Here is a 17,714-nt window from a genome sequence, read left to right on the forward strand (position 1 = left end):
TGGATGAGGTCCTCGGCCTGTTCGGGGGTGAGGATGAACCCCTTCCCCAGCACGTTCGACCCCTGGAACGACCTGCCCTTGTTCGCTACCAGACGATTGCCGGTTGCCAAGAGCGCAGGTCAGGACGATTTAGGGGCGGATCTCGCCAAACTCATCGCGTCACGGTAAGCGCTCCACGACCAGGCACATGACGTTCCCCATGACACTCGACAAGTTCACTGAGGCTCAGCGAGCGGACGGCTACTCGACCAACACCATCGGAGCCCGAGTACGTTGCATCAAGGCCATAGCCCGCTCTGCCGGCGTAACCGCAGGCCAGCTCAAGGTCGATCATGTCATCGCGTACTTCGCTGCACGCCCTTTACGCCCATGGTCGCGCAGAACCTACCTGAACCATCTCCAGGCGTTTGGAAAGTGGCTGGGAGTGGACCTCATAGAGGGCATACGCAAGCCCGCAGCACCCCGGTCAACACCTCATCCGCTCCCAGAAGATGAACTCAAGCGGCTTACCGCAGTCACACGTGGAGCGCACAAGACCTGGGTCCTGCTAGGGGCCTTCTGTGGCCTCCGCGCGCACGAAACGGCCAAACTTGCCAGGGAAGACCTATCAACTCTCGATGACGGCACAGCGATACTCCGCGTGACAGGCAAGGGTGGACGTACGGATACCATCCCGGTGCCACCGGTCGTCATGAAGACACTCGACCTGACGGGAAGCGGCAGATTTTGGGAAGGAACGCGTGCCGAATCCGTCTCCCGAACTGTCGCCGGGATCGCTGCAAAGATCGGCATCCGCATGCGCTACCACCAGCTGAGACACCGATACGGAACGATGGTCTACCGCTCTTCCGGCAGAGACCTGCTCATGACGCAACGCCTGATGCGCCACGCGTCTCCAGCGACCACAGCTGGGTACGCAGCCGTCGCGGACGACCGTGTTCACGTGGTCGTGCTTGATCTTCCAGGAGCTGACCCGGGCGCATCACGGCCAAAGGGGCGGAGAACAAGCTCGCACCAATGCCTGTCGTGCCGCCATGAAGCCCGAGTCTGAAGTGGTGTCCCACCGCTGGGCTTGCGGTAGCTCTGCGAGTCCACGAAACCAGCTGGGCCCTCGAGGCGGCTTTGAGTCGTTGCCGAACCGGCACGGCCCTGTGCGGCTCACCGGGACCCCACCAATGTCAGTGGGTCCCCCTATCGTTGTTCGCGGGTGCTGGTTCGCGCCCAGGGAGGGATACGCGCATGCCGTCGTCACCACAGAACGCCCCCGTTCCGGAGCCGGGCGTTCCCCACCCCGTGGACGAGGTCCCGCAGACCTTTCGGTCCGGGACGTCGTACGACGTCAGGGAGGAGCTCGGCGATCTGATCTCACGGGATCTGCTGGGGCCGTGGGCGGACGAGACCGAGGCGCTGGCGCCGCATAGTGCGGGGCCCCGTGACCGCTACCTCGTTGGGCTCCTTGGGCCCCGGCCCGCACCGACCGACGCGCCCGTGAACGTCGCGGCGGGCCAGGCGGAGACCGAGGTCAGCGCTGAGGGGGTCGGGCGGGACCCTGAGCTCGCGGAGCGACTCACCCCGCAGGCCGCCGGACGACTGTGGGCGTCGTCCATGGGGCTGAGCTTCCTGGTGCCGGCCGATGTTGGCATTCTCAGCGTCGTCGCGTCCTGGGGCCGATACCGGCAGAGCGACAGTAAGACCGACGACGGCCGGGCTGTGCGCGCGTGGTCGCGCGAGCCCGTCCGGTACGCGGTGGACATTCACGTCGACTCGCCGGGCACCGTCCGCAAGGTTCTGGAGGGCGTCGACGACACCGACCCGGACCTCCCCTGTATCCGGCTCGACGTGCACGTGCGGGAGCGCCCCGGCACGGTCGACGGCGCGGACAACCTGCGCTTCGTCGACGTATCGCTGATCAACGCGCTGGAGGAGTCCCGTGAACTGCGGGACGGGCAGTGGCTGTTCCAGACGAAGCTGGAAGTCACCTCCTTCGACGGGCAGTCCAGCGTCTTCCTGCCGATCGACGACCCGTTGTCCGACGAGCCTGGCCACATCCTGGAGAACCCCGAAGAACAGCATCTGCGGCTGCTGTACCGGCAGGAGTTGAAGCACGCGCACGGGCGGAACGTCGCCGCGCATGCGAGTGTCCTGCCGAAGGGGCGGCGCGCGGTCAAGTTGGAGACGACCTGGCTGCCGGTGAAGGACGTACCGGCCACGGTCGCGCCGAACACGGCTCGGCAGCCGCTGCTCGCCGGTCTTGAGGTGAGCATGGACAAGCTCGCCGAGCTGGCCGTCTGGGAGCGGCGCGACGAGCTGCTGAAGGCTCTGCAGCCGCTGGCCGACGGCTACGACGGCTGGTTGCAACAGCAGGCCGCCAAGGCGGAGTCGCTGTCGGGCGAACTGCGGACCACCGCGCTGCGGGCGGTCGACGAGGCCCGCGATGCGTGCGGCCGGATCGCCCTCGGCATCGAGTTGCTGCACACCGACCGAGACGCGCTGCGGGCGTTCCGGTTCGCCAACCGGGCCATGGCCATGCAGCGGCGGGCCACGGCGACGGCCGCGCTGCGGGCCGAGGGCGGCGAGAAGCCGCCCACGTACGCGGCGGCCTACGCCGAGGTCGATGCACGCGGACCCGTGGCCGCGAGCTGGTACCCCTTCCAGCTGGCGTTCGTGCTGCTCAACCTGTGCTCCCTTACCGACCCCGCGCACAAGGAGCGCAGGGCGGACAGCACCGCCACGGTTGACCTCCTGTTCTTCCCGACCGGTGGCGGCAAGACGGAGGCGTATCTCGGTCTCACGGCCTACACATTCGCTATCCGGCGGCTACAGAAGGCCGTCGGGGAGGGCGAGGACGCCCGCGAGGGACGGGACGGCGTCGCCGTACTGATGCGTTACACGCTGCGGTTGCTGACGGCCCAGCAGTTTCAGCGAGCATCCGCCCTGGTGTGCGCCACGGAGGTGCTCCGCAGGGAAGACGAGGAGGTTTGGGGCAGCAGGCCGTTCCGCATCGGGCTGTGGGTCGGTGCCGGTGTCTCGCCGAACTGGTACGGGGACGCGGCGCAGCAGATCGCCGAGGCCAACGAGTCCGCCTCGGGACGGCACGCGAACGTCCTCCAGGTGCTGTCCTGCCCGTGGTGCGGCGAGGAACTGCGCGCGTGGCGGGATGTGGCGCCTGATGACGTACGGCGGCGCGTCATCGTGTACTGCCCGCGCGGCGAGGACGCGGAGCCGTGTCCGTTCTCCCGGATACGAGCGCGGGGCGAGGGGCTGCCGATCCTCACGGTCGACGAGGAGATCTACCGGCTGGTGCCGAGCCTGCTGATCGCGACTGTGGACAAGCTCGCCCAGTTGCCGTGGCGCGGCTATGCGGGAATGTTGTTCGGGCGCGTGAGTGCCTACTGTGATCGGCATGGCTACCGCCACGACGACCTCGACGAGGAGATCGGATGCGGGTCCCGGCATAACGCCAAGGACCGGCACAAGGCCGTGACCAGCCGGCCTATGCCGCGGCGGTTGCGGCCCCCGGATCTCATTATCCAGGACGAGCTGCACCTGATCTCCGGGGCGTTGGGCACCACAGTGGGGCTGTTCGAGTCGGCCGTCGACCAGCTGTGCACCTGGCGGGCGAAGGACTCCCACGGGCAGCTCCGGGACACCGGGCCGAAGATCGTCGCGTCGACGGCCACCACCCGCAACGCCCGTGCGCAGGTGCTTGGCGTGTTCGCCCGGGACCTGGCGATCTTCCCGCCACAGGTGGTCGACGTCAGCGACACCTTCTTCTCCCAGCAGGTCGACGTCACCCGTGACAACCCTGGGCGGCGCTACTACGGCGTCTGCGCGCACGGGGTGCGCATGAAGGCCGCCGAGATCCGTGTCGCGGAGATCCTGTTGCTCGCCGGGCAGCATATGTTCGACCTCTACGGTGCTCCCGCCGATCCGTACATGACGGTGGTCGGGTACTTCAACGCGACCAAGGAACTCGCCGGTATGCGGCGCGTCCTGGACGACGACGTGCCTAGCCGACTCCGGGCCAACGGACGCCGCCGGGGAATCGCCAACCGGCTGCTGCGCGACACCGACATGCTCAACCTCCAGGAGCTGACCTCCCGTATCTCGTCGGCGGAGATCAGCGCCACCCTCAAGCGGCTGGAGATCGGGTTCAATCCGGAGCACGACACATCGGAGCGCAAGAAGGCGATCGTCGACGAGCTCCGGGACGCCGGAAGGGCCCGTCAGCCCCGGGTCCTGCCCGCCCCACTGCACCGCAGGCCGGTCGACCACGTACTGGCCACGTCGATGCTCCAGGTGGGCGTGGACGTTTCCCGCTTCGGCCTGATGGTCGTCACCGGGCAGCCGAAGAACACCGCCGAATACATTCAGGCATCCTCCCGTGTCGGACGTCAGGCCAAGCGGCCCGGCATCGTGATCACGCTCTACAACTGGGCGCGGCCCCGGGATCTCGCCCACTTCGAGGACTTCGAGCACTACCACGCGACGTTCTACCGGCAGGTCGAGGCGCTGTCGGTGACCCCGTTCACGCGGCGGGCGCTCGACCGGGGCACCACCGCCACGTATGTCTCCGCCGTACGGCAGGCGTGCGATGAGTTCTCCGACAACGCGGACGCGGAGGGGGTGGATCTCGACGATCCGCGTGTGCGGGACGTCGAGCGGCGACTGCTGGAGCGCGCGGAGGCCGTGGACGGGGACCGGGCGCGCGGCTACCTCGCCGAGCGCATCGACGCCCTGCGTGATGCCTGGACGGTCAAGAAGGGTGAGCAGGGCCGGCTCGGCTACCGCGGCCAGACCCGGCAGAAGCAGACGGTGCTGGGCCTGCTGCGCAACGCGGACGGCAGCGGATGGGACGTGCTCACCGTCCCTCAGTCGATGCGCGAAACGGAGAATGAGATCAACATGCTGTTGTCCGCCGACACCGTGCTGTCGGCCCCGGCCGGCACTGCTTGGGAGTTCGGACCACCCACGGAGAACGGCGACGGCCCGGATACGGCGAGCGGCGACGAACTCGGCGAGGTGCCGGACTCGGACGGGAACGGCGACGACAACGGCACGGCCAGGGGGCGGCGGTCATGAGCGGCGGCGGATACTTCAGGCGGGTGGGGGCGGTACGGCCGAGCCACCTCATGTTCACCGGCGGCGTCGGCGCCCTCGTCGACCTGCCCAACTTCTCCGTCATGGTCAAGGGCCTCGACCACTGGAGTTACGCCGGTGTGCCCGATCCGGTAATCGAGGAGCCCCGGCTCCGCGGGGCCGTCAACCGGGCCCTGCGACGCTACGGCCCGAACCAGGTGGGCGAACTGCGCGCCGCCCCGTGGATCCCCGGCACGGACACCGACCCGAAGGGGAACGCGGCACGGATCGGCGTGCCCGTAACCCCCTTCCCGCAGTGGCTGCGCTGCACGGCTTGCAATGAGCTTGCCTCCCTGGGCTCAGGCAAGTGGGGATTCGAGAACAACAACGCCCGCCGCCCCGACGAGGCGCGCTTCTACCACGAGAACTGCTACCGGAAGAAGAAGGGCCGCAAGCCCCTCGCCGTGGCCGCCCGCTTCGCGCTCGCCTGCACCAAGGGCCACCTCGACGAGTTCCCCTACACGGAGTTCGTGCACGAGGGTCGCGCCTGCCCCGACACGACGTACCCGACTCTGCGGATGCGCGACAACGGCGGCAACCTTGCGGCCAACGTCTCCCTCGAATGCCTCGTGTGCAAGAAGGCCAAACGCAACATCCGGGACGCGATGGGCGACAAGGGCCGCGAGAACCTGCCCCGATGCCGTGGCCGGCACCCTCAGTTCGACGGCGTCTACGACACCTGTGACGAGACGCCGTATCTGCTGGTCGTGGGCGCGTCTAACCAGTGGTTCCCCGTGACGCTCAGCGCACTGGCACTGCCCGATACCGGCGCCGACTCGCTGCGCAAGCTCGTCGAGGAACGCTGGCCGGACCTGGAGGACTTCGAGGACGAGGCGGAGATCGCCATGTTCGCCAAGAAGTCAAAACACCACCGCTACCTTCGCGATTACGAGCCCGCACAGGTCTGGCAGGCCATCTCCGCCTACCGCTCGGCCCTGTCGGGTGATGCGGGCGAGACCGAGCAGCCGCCGGGCCCTCCGGACCTGCTGACCCCCGAGTGGCAGGTGTTGTCCGCGGCGAAGACCGCCGACCCGACCGAGGACTTCGCGCTCGTGGACGCCTCGCTCAGTGGGCCGCTGTCCACCGTCTTCTCCCAGGTGCGGCAGGTGGAGCGGCTACGCGAGGTGCGGGCCCTCATCGGCTTCACCCGGCTGGACGCCCCCGATCCCGAGGACCCCGGCCTGGTCACCCGCGTCGACCTGGGGCGGCGCGAACGCGACTGGGTGCCGGCCAGCGAGGTGCGTGGTGAAGGTCTGTTCCTGCGGGTGGACGATCACCTGATCGAGCAGTGGGAGCAGCGGATCGCGTCGAGCGACGCCCTCGCCGCACATGCCGCGGCTTTCGGCCGGTTCCGTGAGCACCGCAGGTCGGAGCGGATCCAGGACGGCTCCGACCTGATGCAAGGCTGGCCAGGCAGTCGCTACATCGCCCTTCACACGCTCTCCCATCTGCTCATCCGCACCATCGCGATGGAGTGCGGCTACAACTCGGCGAGTCTGGCCGAGCGGATCTACAGCGGCGACGCCGAGGAACGGCGGACCGGCATCCTCATCTACACGGCCGTCCCGGACTCGGAGGGCACGCTCGGCGGGCTGGTCTCCCTCGCCGATCAGGACCCGAGCACCGGTGGGAACCGGCTGGCCAGGATCGTACGGACGGCGCTGTACAAGGCGGGGCGGTGCTCCTCGGACCCGCTGTGCGGCGAGCGTCTTCCCAAGGCGCCCGAGGACTTCCTTCACGGTGCCGCCTGCCACTCCTGTCTGTTCGTGTCCGAGACGACGTGCGAGCGCGGCAACCGGTTCCTGGACCGGCGGTTCATCACTCACCTGGCAGGCGACCCGAAAACGCTGGCCCTCATCCCGGACTTCGGGTGAGCGGATCGACCCGGTGAGCCGCAGACGCTTCGAGGCGGCGGCAGCGATGGCCGCCGCCTCGCTCGGGCCCACACGGACTAAGGCGCTGGCCACGCTCCTCTCCCAGGGCCGCTCGCCCGCGTACATCCTCGGCAGGCTCCAGACGCCGGCCGCGCTGGAAGCCGTATCGGCGCTGCTGGCGTCGATGACGGAGGACGGTGTTCCTTCGGCGGAGACTGCGGCGTATCTGCGGGGTTACGCGGCGGCCTGGACCCGGCAGCGCGAGGACACCGAGGCCCGTGCGGTGTGGAGTGGCCCTTCCACGCCTGGGACACCCGGCCGCGCCACCGCCCAGGTGCTGACGGAGGTGGTCGGCGCCGCTGAGCACCGGCTCGTCGCCGTGACCTACTCGGCCCGCTCGTACGCACCGCTGACCGCAGCGCTGTCCGAGGCCGTGGCCCGGGGCGTCACAGTGGACATCGTCGTGGAGACGCTGGAAGGCGCGGGCGGGCTGCTCTCTGGGAACGAACCGGCCGACGCTTTCTCCCGTATACCGGGCTTGCGGCTCTGGCACTGGCCGAAAGGCCAACGCCCCGCTCCTGGCAGCCGGTTGCACGCAAAACTTGCGGTGGCCGACGACCGGATCCTCTTCCTCTCCAGCGCCAACCTCACGGCAGCCGGCGCCGAGCGCAACATCGAGGCGGGCGTCCTGCTGAATGGCGGTCCCATGCCAGGGCGAATGGCGGACCACATACGGGAGATGCAGCGTCGGGGGGTTCTCGCGCGGTGGCCAGGAGCTTCATGAGGTCCCGCCACCGTCGAATGATCGCCATTCACATGACCGATTGACAGCCACTGTGCCCGGACAGCCGGAAACTGACCAACAATTGAGCCTCCAAGTTTCGCGAAATGCAGGAGGTCGCTGATGGTCGCCGTCGCTCTAGTACACAGCACCGCGCTGATGACTGAGCGCCTCCCTGAGAAACCTCCGGCATGGCTGACCCGGGGTGAGCGGACCTTCGCGTACCCGTACAAGGACTGGAGGAAGCCGCGTGTGTGGTGCCTCGCCTTCTTCACGGACCGTCACGCCCGCTATGAGCAGCGCAGGATCATCGCGGTGGGCGGCGTCTTCCCGGGCAGGCGGTCGGGTACATACGAACGTGCTCTGCTCGCCCGTGACTTCACCGCACTCCAGGTTCCGCTGCCGCTCGTCGACCTTGAGGGCGCCATGGGGGCCAGCCGCCGGTTCCTCAAGGACGACGGTCGTTTGTCTCCCGCGGCCGGCGACAACCTGCTCGCCGCAATCCGGCATCTGCGGCCGGAACTGAACGAGACGCTGGATGGCCTGGAGAACAGCCTGGGGGCCAATCCTCCGACAGGTCGGGAGGGAGAACAGCGGAGCTTTGAGAAGGACGCGGTGGGCACCGTCATGGAGACATTCGGCGCGGACCGCGATCAGCTCGAAGCGTGGCAGCAGCCGCTCGGTGGCGACGATCCCCGCTCCCGGTCCGTCCCCTTCATCGAAGGGATGCCCGCCCTCCGGCAGATCGAGGACCAGCAGATCGTCCATGACTACCTGCGCTTCCCTGGCATGGAGGGCGAAGACGCCGTGCAGGTCGGCTGGCGGATCTACCGCCGCAGCTCCGAGTCCCGCCATCGGCTGTTCGTGTACAACGCCAACCGCACGAACGCCGAGACCGTCATGGGCGTCGACATGATCTACGTGAACGAGCACGCCCGCAGCGTGGCCATGGTCCAGTACAAGCGGATGCGTCAGAGCGGGCCCAGCTGGGTGTATTGGCACGACGCTACCGGCGAGCGGGAGTTGAAGCGGATGGAGACCGTCGACGAGGAGTGCAAAGCCGAGGACCGGTGGGCTCGGAGCAGCCAGGAGGGGCCGACGGCGCTCGGGGATCCACGCCTGGTACCCACGCCCAGCATGGTCAAACTGTGCCGAACTACTCCCTTCATGATGAACTCCGCCGCCCTCATCCCCGGCATGTATCTGACGCGGGAGCACTTTCAGGACCTGCTCCAACGCCCGGAGGCCGACGGGCCGTCCGGCGGGACACGCATCGTCGAGGAGTCGGTTCCCCGGTACCTCAACAACACCACCTTCACCACGCTGCTCAGGGACGGATGGATCGGCACGCGCGGCACAGGCTGGGACTACGTCATCGACCTGATACGCGAGAGCCTGTCCGCCAGCGGGCCGGGCTCCGTGGTTGTGGGGATGCACCGGAGCGAGGTTCCGCCCGGCAACCGCCGAGTTAACTGACCCGTGCCGCAGGCGGACGGAGATCGAGGCGATCCGGCTGCCCTGGCACGTACGGACCGGTCTCGCGAATCGGAGCCGGTCAGTAAGGTGATCGTAGTCTTCTGGAGGGGCACGGATGGCGACGCTGGGGATGCACCGGGACTTCCTGCTGGAGTTCGCGGCGTTGGAGAAACCCGTCCAGAAGCGGGTCTTCGAGGTGTTCGAGAAGTTCGCTGCAGCCACGCACACCGGGCTGCACCTGGAGAAGCTGACTCACCAGAAGGATCCACGGCTGCGGACCATCCGCATCACCGGCTTCTGGCGTGGCGTCGTCCTCAAGGGCGAGTCGGGCGACAGCTACCTGCTGCTCAAGGTGCTTCCCCATGACAAGGCCAACGACTGGGCCGCCAAGCACCGCGCGTCGGTGAACGAGGCGACGCAAGGCATCGAGATACGCAACGACGTGGCCCTGGAACGGGCCACGGCGGGGCTGCGTGCGCTGGCTGCCGAGGAACCGACCCGCCTGTTCCCTGCCTCCGACTATCCGGACAAGGCGCTGCGCAGCCTCGGTGTGGACGAGGATCATCTGGAGGCACTGCACAAGGTGCTGCCGGAGCATCAATACGACGTACTGCTGGGGCTCGCGACCGGCATGAAGCCCGAGGCGATCGACCGGGAACTGGTGCAGGCGTACGCCCGGACAGCCTCGCGGACCCCAGCGGCCGACGACGGTGACGAGCTGGGCACCGCGATGGCCCGTTCCCGCGGCCGGGTCGCGCTCGTGTCGGGCCCCGTCGAACTGCAGGGAATCCTGGAGCGGCCGTTCGACGCCTGGCGGGTCTTCCTGCACCCGAGCCAGTACCGGGTGGCGTACCACGAGGGCTACGCCGGTCCGGCCCGCGTTACCGGCGGGCCCGGCACGGGGAAGACGGTGGTCGCCCTGCACCGGGCGTACCACCTGGCGCGGCAACTGCCCGAAGGCGCCCCCGACGGGTGCGTCCTGCTCACCACTTTCACCAGGGATCTGGCGGCCGAACTGGAGCGCTGTCTGACGCTGCTGGTTGAGGAAGAGGAGGTCCGGGCGAGGATCCGGGTAGTCAACGTCGACGCCCTGGCCAACGAGATCGTACGGGCGGAGCGCGGCGGCGCCCCGCTGAAACTGGTCTTCGACCAGAAGGAGATCACCGCCCGCTGGACGCACATCGCGCGGCGGCTGGGGATCGACTTCACGGACGTGTTCCTCGACCAGGAGTGGCGCCAGATCGTCCTCGCGCAGGCCCTGACCGAACCGGAGGAGTACCTGAAGGCGCCGCGCACCGGCCGCGGTACCGCGCTCCCACCGCTGAAACGCCTTCAGGTGTGGCGGGCCGTCTCCGCTTTCGAGGAGCAGTTACGCCAGGCCGACGAGTGGACGTTCCTTCAGGTATGTGCGGAGGCGGCACGTGTCCTGGACGGCCGGGAGCAGCGGCCGTACCACCATGTCGTGATCGACGAGGCGCAAGACCTGCACCCCGCGCAGTGGCGGTTCCTGCGGGCCCTGGTCGCTCCCGGTCAGGACGATCTGTTTCTCGCCGGGGACACCTACCAGCGGATCTACGGGAACCGGGTGTCGCTGCGCTCGCTCGGCATCCAGGTCGTCGGCCGATCGCACCGACTGCGGATCAACTACCGCACCACACAGGAGATCCTGGCCTGGTCGGCCTCGCTGCTGACCGGTGAGGAGCCGGACGACATGGACGGCGGGAACGAGACGCTGGCTGGATACCGCTCCACCATGCACGGAGAGCAGCCGGAGACGGTCGGGTATGCCACCAAACCCGAGGAGATCGAGGCACTGGTGGCCCGGGTGCGGGACTGGACCAGCGCAGGGGTCCAGGCGGAGGACATCGGGGTGGCGGTGCGCTTCGTCCAACTGGGGCGGGACATCGCCCAGGCCCTGGAGCAGGCCGGCCTCGCCGCGTGCGTGCTCGGCGCCGGGCATGGTGGCCCCGGTGTCCGGATCGGCACCATGCACCGGATGAAGGGGCTGGAGTTCCGCTGCGTCGCCGTGGCCGGAGTGAACGACGGCACCATGCCGATGAAGTCGGCCGTCACCGCGGTCGACGTCGACGCTCAGCAGCATCAGGAGGACCTGAACGGCGAGCTGAACCTGCTCTTCGTGGCGTGCACACGGGCGCGCGAGGCGCTGCGGGTGTCCTGGCACGGGACGCCGAGTCCATTCCTGGCGCCGGTCGTCAACCCGCGCCCGTGATGTCCATGGGCTCCGCACGCCGTTGCTACAGGCCCCATGCGTGACGTGGCGTGGGGCCGCAGGATGCCGTCGCCCCACGCTCCACCAAAGGGGTCAAGGAGGGTGTCAGGGAGTGTCGGGGTCCTTGTCCACCATACGGCGGGCCTCCGCGAGAGCCACTGTATGCGCGAACCACTCCAACACCGCGCAGATCTCCTCGCTGTGCGCGGCGAAGACCTCCACCGCGAAGGACGGGCGCAGGTCCAGTTTTGCCTCGGCCAGGTCGATGCCCTCGATCTTGTTCAGGCGGTTCATCAGCTCGCGCCGCAGCGGCTCGTCATCGAACGGGGGACGCCTCTTCAGATACTGGAAGACGACCTCGACGGTGCCGGAGACCGGGTAGAGGGCCAGAGGCCACAGCTCTCGCGAGCCGGGGGCGTTGCCGAAACGCACTGTGGGGAAGCAGCTGGTCTCGCTCGCTCGGCCGTAGGCGAGATGACCGCCCTGCTGCTCCCAGAAGCGCAGGGCGTCCAGGACGCCGTCGATGGTCTGCTCTGTCTGGTTGTCACGTAGCTGCGTTTCGAACCGGCTGGCCGCCGACTGCTGCTCGTCGCCGTCGGCCCGCGGCGACGGCTCGGCCTCATCGGCGACATCCTTGCCCAGCAGGGCCGCCAGGTCGGAGGTGGTCAGCCGGTGGGATCGGCGGCCCCGGCCCGCGTCATCGAAGGAAACTCCCTCGGCCTCCAGACGGGTTTGCACATCACCGAGGTCCTGGCCGTCCGGCCACCTGAAGCCCGCCGAGACGCGGCCGTCCGTCGTCAGCACCCGGTAGGCGCCGTGCAGGCCCACCTTGGACGCCAGATGCTGGCCGACGGGGACGGCGTGGGTGCCGATGAGCGCGGCGACATCGCCGTACGTCGTCCAGGTCCCGGCCGGCATGGCGAGAAGCGCGGCCCGCAGCTCCTTCCATCCGGACCACTCGTCGTCCACCGGGACCGTGCCCGCGACGGGCCCGGGCCACAGCCGCACCACCCGGTCGGCGAGGGCGGCGCCGCGTTCGAGGATTTCCGCCTTCCCCCAACGTTCCCGCCCTGCGATCTCCTGGTTCATCCGCAGGGAGCTGAAGTCCAGGATCTCCTGCTTGCGGCGGAACGGATGGTTCGAGAGCTTCGCGTTGTCAGCGGAAAGAGTCAGGTTGCCAAGCGTGTGGACGAGTAGGGCGTGGAGTTCCTCGGCGCCCTGTCCGTCCTCGGTCTCCTCGGCCAGCAGGTCCAGCCACTGGTGTGCGGGGCTCTGTGGCAGCACGTGCTCGACGGTCAGGCGTGCCTTGGCGAAGTCGACCGGTTCGCTCGCTCCGTAGCTCTCCTCCAGCCTCCGCAGCACCTGGAACCGCTGGTTGCTGCGGCCCGCCTTGTAGAATGGCCGGGTGCGGATCGCCTCGCGGACGGCGTCGTCGTCGGGCCAGACACGGGCACCCGTCTTGCTCTTCGACAGGAAGCGGCTTACGGCCTCGGCCGGGTCGTCGTCCTTCTCCATCTCCTTGGCCATCTCCATGAACACCCGGTTGCTGCCCGTGGTGGAGTGTCCGGTGAACAGGCGCCGCACCATGTAACTCTCGGCGTACGCCAGTGCCCGGGCGGCCTGGTGAGGTGTGGCCTGCCCGTCGTCCACGCGGTCGAGCAGATGGAGCGCCAGCGGGTAGTGGGTCTGACCGCCCCACCGGGAGAGCCTCTCCAGCACTTCGCGCAGCTCCGGGTCGGCCTCCCTCTCTGGTTCCAAGATCCGCATCAGACGTTCCGCCCGGCGGGCCAGGGAGGCGATCTCGGCCTCCAGGGCCGCTTCGTCGGAGCTCAGAGGCTCCAGGCGTTTCTTCTGGTCCCGGTAGATCTCGCTCTGCTTCGCCCGGCTGTTGCCGGCCACCACCAGGTCGAGCCAGACGAGGAGTTCGAGGTTGGCGGGGCCCAGCCGTTCCTGCATGGGCAGCCAGAGACTCTGGTAGACGGACTCACCCCGGGTCGGCAGGCACATGAAGAGGTAGTTGCGCAGCAGGTCGCTCTGGCTGAGTCCGACCCCAGTGTTGTTGATCGACTCGAAGATCCGGTAGACGTTGTCACCCTCCGACGCGGTGATCTCCACGATCGACAGCAGACCGCTCAGCACGGTCTCCACCGCGTCCGTCCACGTCTCACCAGCATTTTCCTCGCCCTCTGCGAGGGCGCCCAGGAAGAACCGGTAGGCGGCGCCCACGTTGCCGGGGCCACCGGCCCTTGGCGAACTCTCGACACAGGCGGTGAAGGCGTCGCGGTCCGCCTGCGTGGGCAGGAGCCGGTAGTGGTCGTCGCCGCTTCGGTACTTGTTGACGAGCACAAGGTCGTGGATGCGCTCGGCCTTCTGCTCCGCGCCGCGTTCCCGGTGGCGGTCGCGCAACGCCGTGAAGGCGAGCATGAGAGTGGTGAGCCGCTGCTGGCCGTCGACAACGAGCCAGCGCTGCATGCCGCCGGCGGTGATCCGGCCCGGGGCCAGCACCACGGAGCCGAGGAAGTGCGCCGCGGGGGGCCGTCCTTCCAACTGCTCCTCGACCAACTCCTGAACGTCGTCCCAGAGTTGCCGCAGCTCGTCCCGCTGCCAGCTGTAAGTGCGCTGATAGAGCGGCACTTGGTACTGCTTCTCGCCCTGGACGAGTTCGTTGAACGTGGTCTCCTGAGCGTGCACGCGCGTCTTTCCCCCTGCCGAGTCCCGGACGACCCATATTCCACCATCGGGGCGGGGGTGTCCTCGTCCTCGACTGGATCAGTAGCGGCGACGTGTCTTTCGGGGGCCGGGCCTCCCGGCTACACGAGGGCGCGCTGCCCTACACATTTTCGGTTCCAGCATCGTGACGGTGCTCCAGAAGGACACCGGCGGTGAGTTGCCGACGCCCCACTTTCGGTAGCCCGAGGCGAAGGTACGGGCCATCGCGTGGTCACTGATGGCGCAGAGGTCGGTACTCAGTCCGAGGATGCGGAAGTCGCCCATCGCCCGTGAGTCGTCGGAAAGATGGGCCCACCGGCTGCCGGTAGGGCGGCACTCGAAACTGCCGCCGTGTATCTGCTCTCACTCGCGGACCATCCCGATCAGGACGGCATCCGTCTTACGGCCGTCCGTGAGCCGTCTCTGCTCAGCGGGCGCCTTGGGCCAGGATGCGGCTGATCGTGTCTTCGGCCTTCTCGGTGTTCTGCGAACCGGAGCCTGCCCTCGGGTGCGATGAAACCAAGCAACACACCTCTCACAACGGCGCACGCAATGCCGGGCAACCGAGGGCATTGTCTCGCCCCTCGCTGCCGGGAAACCACGCGCCGACGCAGAAGGCTCATTTCAATTCCATGTGGAAACAGGGGAATTCGCGTGGTTACGGGCCGAGGAGCGTCTGGTCAAGCCCGTGTTTCTGGTGACACCCCATGTTCCAGATAGGCGGTCAGGCCGTCTGTGCGCGCCTGGATGCCAGCGGTGATTCGTCGTACGAGGCGGGGAATCGTGAGCTCTGGCAGTCGCTCGGCGTGATGGAAGTCGTAGCTGCGGAGCTCGTCGGCTTGCAGCGCGATCTGCTGGCGCTGTTCCGCACTGAGACGGCCGCCGTCGAAAAGGTAGAGGACCTTGTCTCCCTCTCCCGGATTCGGTGCCCAGTCCACGACGAGCAGGCGGCCGATGTCCGGCTTGATGCCCAGTTCCTCCTGGACTTCGCGCACACACGCTTGTCGGGGAGACTCCCCGTGCTCGACGTATCCGCCAGGGACGTCGCGGTAGTCCTTGTAAGAGGGTTCGACGAGCAGGACTCGATCAGCGTCGTCGAAGAACAGCGCGCCGGCTGCCATGCGCGGGTGGGCCATCTTCGCTTCGTGCTCGTTCTCGCTCACGGGACGGACTCTAACCGCCGACGACGCCGAGCCTGCGCGCCAGGTCTGCCACGGGCTGGGACGGGCGGCCTCGGGTGCCCCGGATCCAGCCGATGACCAGTTCTCGGCTCAGGTAGTGGTGGCGCACCTGCTCGGGGGCGGCTTGCTCGGCGTCCAGCAGGGTGGCCAGGGCTTCGTCGGTCCGGTTCCAGGCGCTCAGTGCTCGGGCGACTTCCAGGTTGTGCCTCACGCGCCGTTCCACGGGTAGGTCGCTGGTGTCAATGCGTTGCCCGAGGTCGGCGGCTATCTGGATGTCTCCGAGCTCTCCGGCGGTGGCGACGCAGTGGATGGCCACGTTGGTGGGGCCGAAGGCAGTCCACAGGTGGTTGGCGTCGGCGCCCAACCGCTGCGCGGCTTCGTCGGCTTCGCGAAGGAAGGTCTGTGTCGTCGCCCGGTCCTCCGCTCGGGCGGCCGCCATGGCGCCGGCGAGGAAGAGGGTGCCGTAGACCGAGAGGTACTCGTCGTTCGCGGTGGCCAAGCCGGGCTGCATCACGGCCGCCGCATCGTTCACCAGCTGGACCGCCGGGACGAAGCGCCCGGTGGCCAGTAGGCAGTGTGCGACCGCCCGGAAGAGCGAGCCCGTCACCGCGCTCTGGCCGCTGTGCTGTGCGGCCGCCAGGCCGCGGTCGGCTGCGATCCATGCCAACTCCGACTCCCCGACCTTGCCGAGCACCATGGCCGCGCCTTGATAGGTCAGGGCGAGCAGGGCATGAGCTTCTTCCCCCTTGCGCCCCGAGTACGCGCGGGCTGCGGCGAGGGCATCGGACAGTACGAGGGGAAGGCGTCGCGTGGCGAAGCCGTAGCGGGACGCCTGATAGGCGTCGAGGATCTCCTCCACGTTGGCCCGGAGGTCTATCAGGGCGGGTGGTTCATCATTGGTCGCAGGCCCCAGTAGCGGTGTGAGCTGCTTGTAGTCCATGAGGGCTTCACGCAGGGCGGGGACCGTGCGGCGGCCGCTGTCGTTCGACCACTCCATGAGGGTCGGTTCGGCAAGCAGGTCTCCGAGGGAGACGTCGAGGGCCCCGGCGAGTGAAGTGATCACTGAGAGCCGGTCGAGCTCGATCCGATTGTTCTCCGCTTTGCTCAGCCAGTCCGTGGTCCGGCCGACAAGGCCGGCCAGGACCTCTTGGGAAAGGCCGCGTCGGCGCCGGTACCAGGCGACGCGCTCGCCGATGGTCAGGTTCTCTGTCATCCCTCGCATGTCCTGAGCATCACCTCGTGGCCGGAATCGACCCCGGAAGGATTTTCCGGGGTGCTGCGGGGTGCCGTACCTACTGTCGCAGTAGATCGAAAAAGCCGCCGGGCAATGTGGTCAACTCCCGCCGCCTCGGGTGGCTTTGGCGATCGGTCCTGCTTCTTGCATGGGAGTAGGGCACGGCTCGCTGATACGGACTGGAGGTGTGGAGGGTGCGCAGCACGAAGACAGCGGAGCCATGGATCGAGCAGGGTCTTGGCCCGTTCGGCCCGGCAGCTCTCAAGCCGTACTCCAGAACGAGCTTCGCCACGGACGGCAGTACCTTGCTGAAGATCTACGTGGGCATCGACCCCGAGGGCCGGCGCCGACGTGAGGTTGCGACGGTCGAGCGCGCTGCCCTGTGGGGTATCTCGGTCCCGGCCGTCCTGGCCACGGGAAACGATGAGCCCGGCTCTTGGACCGCATTCCGGGCCGTGGATGGGACGCCGTGCTCGGTGGGCACGCACACAGCGCTTGAGGAGTACATCGGTCATGTCGTGGCTGTGGGCGGCAGGCTGCACCGGCCTGTTGCCGGCGTTACTCCCGGCTCTGGCTGGGAAGCCCGGCGAGCCAGTGGCGTTTCCGCACGCCAGTTCCTGCTGGATCAGTTCTCTCCTCGCTGCTGGTGGCTGCCCTGGTGGGTGGTACTGAGCGAGGCTCTCCAACCCATCGATTCCCATCCGGTCGTTCACCTGCATGGTGACCTCAAGCCCGAGCACCTCCTCCTCGACGGCGATCGCCTGCACGTCGTGGACTGGGAGGCGAGTGCCTGCGGACCGGCCGTCGTCGACTACACCGACGTGGTCTTCCACCTCGTACGCGACCTGCTGCACGGGGGCGTGCCGCCCGGACGCATCCCGGTCGATCTCCTGACCCGGTTGCCGTTCAGCGGTCCGGTCCTGGCCTGGCGCCTGCTCCTCTGGCTCGATCGCCGTGGGACGCAGGACATAGACCTCATCACCGCCCACGACATCTATCGACTCGCTACCGAGGAACAGGCTGCTTCCGCGTACCGGTCACTCGCTCAGACGGTCGCGCTCCTCCGCGCTGCCGGCGTGCCTCGCTGAAT

General features: G+C 68.1%; 10 protein-coding genes. 7 read left to right on the forward strand and 3 right to left on the reverse strand.

Annotated elements, in window-relative coordinates; genetic code table 11:
* The first annotated feature begins 199 nt into the window (after window positions 1-199).
* From AB0E05_RS17860 to AB0E05_RS17885, 6 genes are all read left to right on the forward strand, one after another.
* Window positions 200-1,051, forward strand: a complete 852-nt coding sequence (locus tag AB0E05_RS17860; protein WP_361964350.1) for a tyrosine-type recombinase/integrase — start codon at window positions 200-202, stop codon at window positions 1,049-1,051.
* A 188-nt stretch (window positions 1,052-1,239) separates the two neighbouring features.
* Entirely contained in the window at window positions 1,240-5,082 is a 3,843-nt protein-coding gene (gene drmA, locus AB0E05_RS17865) for a DISARM system helicase DrmA (RefSeq protein ID WP_361964352.1), read from the forward strand.
* The gene (locus AB0E05_RS17870; RefSeq protein WP_361964354.1) at window positions 5,079-7,013 is read left to right on the forward strand and encodes a DUF1998 domain-containing protein; all 1,935 of its coding nucleotides are present in this window, start codon (window positions 5,079-5,081) and stop codon (window positions 7,011-7,013) included. The genes drmA and AB0E05_RS17870 overlap by 4 nt, the downstream gene beginning before the upstream one ends.
* A 13-nt stretch (window positions 7,014-7,026) precedes the next feature.
* Window positions 7,027-7,797: a DISARM system phospholipase D-like protein DrmC gene (gene drmC, locus AB0E05_RS17875; RefSeq protein WP_361964357.1), complete on the forward strand. Its 771-nt coding sequence runs from the start codon at window positions 7,027-7,029 to the stop codon at window positions 7,795-7,797.
* A 120-nt stretch (window positions 7,798-7,917) separates the two neighbouring features.
* A complete protein-coding gene (locus AB0E05_RS17880) occupies window positions 7,918-9,270 on the forward strand; it encodes a hypothetical protein (RefSeq protein ID WP_361964359.1) in 1,353 nt (450 codons plus the stop codon).
* Between the two features lie 115 nt (window positions 9,271-9,385).
* Window positions 9,386-11,500, forward strand: a complete 2,115-nt coding sequence (locus AB0E05_RS17885) for a UvrD-helicase domain-containing protein (protein ID WP_361964361.1) — start codon at window positions 9,386-9,388, stop codon at window positions 11,498-11,500.
* Between the two features lie 105 nt (window positions 11,501-11,605).
* Here AB0E05_RS17885 and AB0E05_RS17890 read toward each other — a convergent pair whose 3' ends face one another.
* From AB0E05_RS17890 to AB0E05_RS17900, 3 genes are all read right to left on the reverse strand, one after another.
* On the reverse strand, window positions 11,606-14,191 hold the full coding sequence (locus AB0E05_RS17890) for a DUF262 domain-containing protein (RefSeq protein WP_361964363.1): 2,586 nt from the start codon (window positions 14,189-14,191) through the stop codon (window positions 11,606-11,608).
* Window positions 14,192-14,889: 698 nt separating this feature from the next.
* Entirely contained in the window at window positions 14,890-15,372 is a 483-nt protein-coding gene (locus AB0E05_RS17895; protein ID WP_361964365.1) for an NUDIX hydrolase, read from the reverse strand.
* Window positions 15,373-15,382: 10 nt separating this feature from the next.
* Window positions 15,383-16,603 carry a helix-turn-helix transcriptional regulator gene (locus tag AB0E05_RS17900; protein ID WP_361964367.1) on the reverse strand — a complete coding sequence of 407 codons (1,221 nt, stop codon included), beginning with the start codon at window positions 16,601-16,603 and terminating at the stop codon, window positions 15,383-15,385.
* A 215-nt stretch (window positions 16,604-16,818) separates the two neighbouring features.
* Here AB0E05_RS17900 and AB0E05_RS17905 point away from each other — a divergent pair, with 215 nt between their 5' ends.
* Window positions 16,819-17,712: a phosphotransferase gene (locus AB0E05_RS17905; RefSeq protein WP_361964369.1), complete on the forward strand. Its 894-nt coding sequence runs from the start codon at window positions 16,819-16,821 to the stop codon at window positions 17,710-17,712.
* Window positions 17,713-17,714: the final 2 nt, after the last annotated feature.

Origin of the sequence: Streptomyces sp. NPDC048057 (assembly GCF_040653095.1) — a bacterium.
Lineage (GTDB): Bacteria > Actinomycetota > Actinomycetes > Streptomycetales > Streptomycetaceae > Streptomyces.

What these genes read in the sequence shown, in the direction of transcription:
- AB0E05_RS17885 (WP_361964361.1), top strand. Translation starts at nt 9,386, where the DNA reads ATGGCGACGCTGGGGATGCACCGGGACTTCCTGCTGGAGTTCGCGGCG.
- AB0E05_RS17900 (WP_361964367.1), bottom strand. Translation starts at nt 16,603, where the DNA reads ATGACAGAGAACCTGACCATCGGCGAGCGCGTCGCCTGGTACCGGCGC.
- AB0E05_RS17880 (WP_361964359.1), top strand. Translation starts at nt 7,918, where the DNA reads ATGGTCGCCGTCGCTCTAGTACACAGCACCGCGCTGATGACTGAGCGC.
- AB0E05_RS17860 (WP_361964350.1), top strand. Translation starts at nt 200, where the DNA reads ATGACACTCGACAAGTTCACTGAGGCTCAGCGAGCGGACGGCTACTCG.
- drmA (WP_361964352.1), top strand. Translation starts at nt 1,240, where the DNA reads ATGCCGTCGTCACCACAGAACGCCCCCGTTCCGGAGCCGGGCGTTCCC.
- AB0E05_RS17870 (WP_361964354.1), top strand. Translation starts at nt 5,079, where the DNA reads ATGAGCGGCGGCGGATACTTCAGGCGGGTGGGGGCGGTACGGCCGAGC.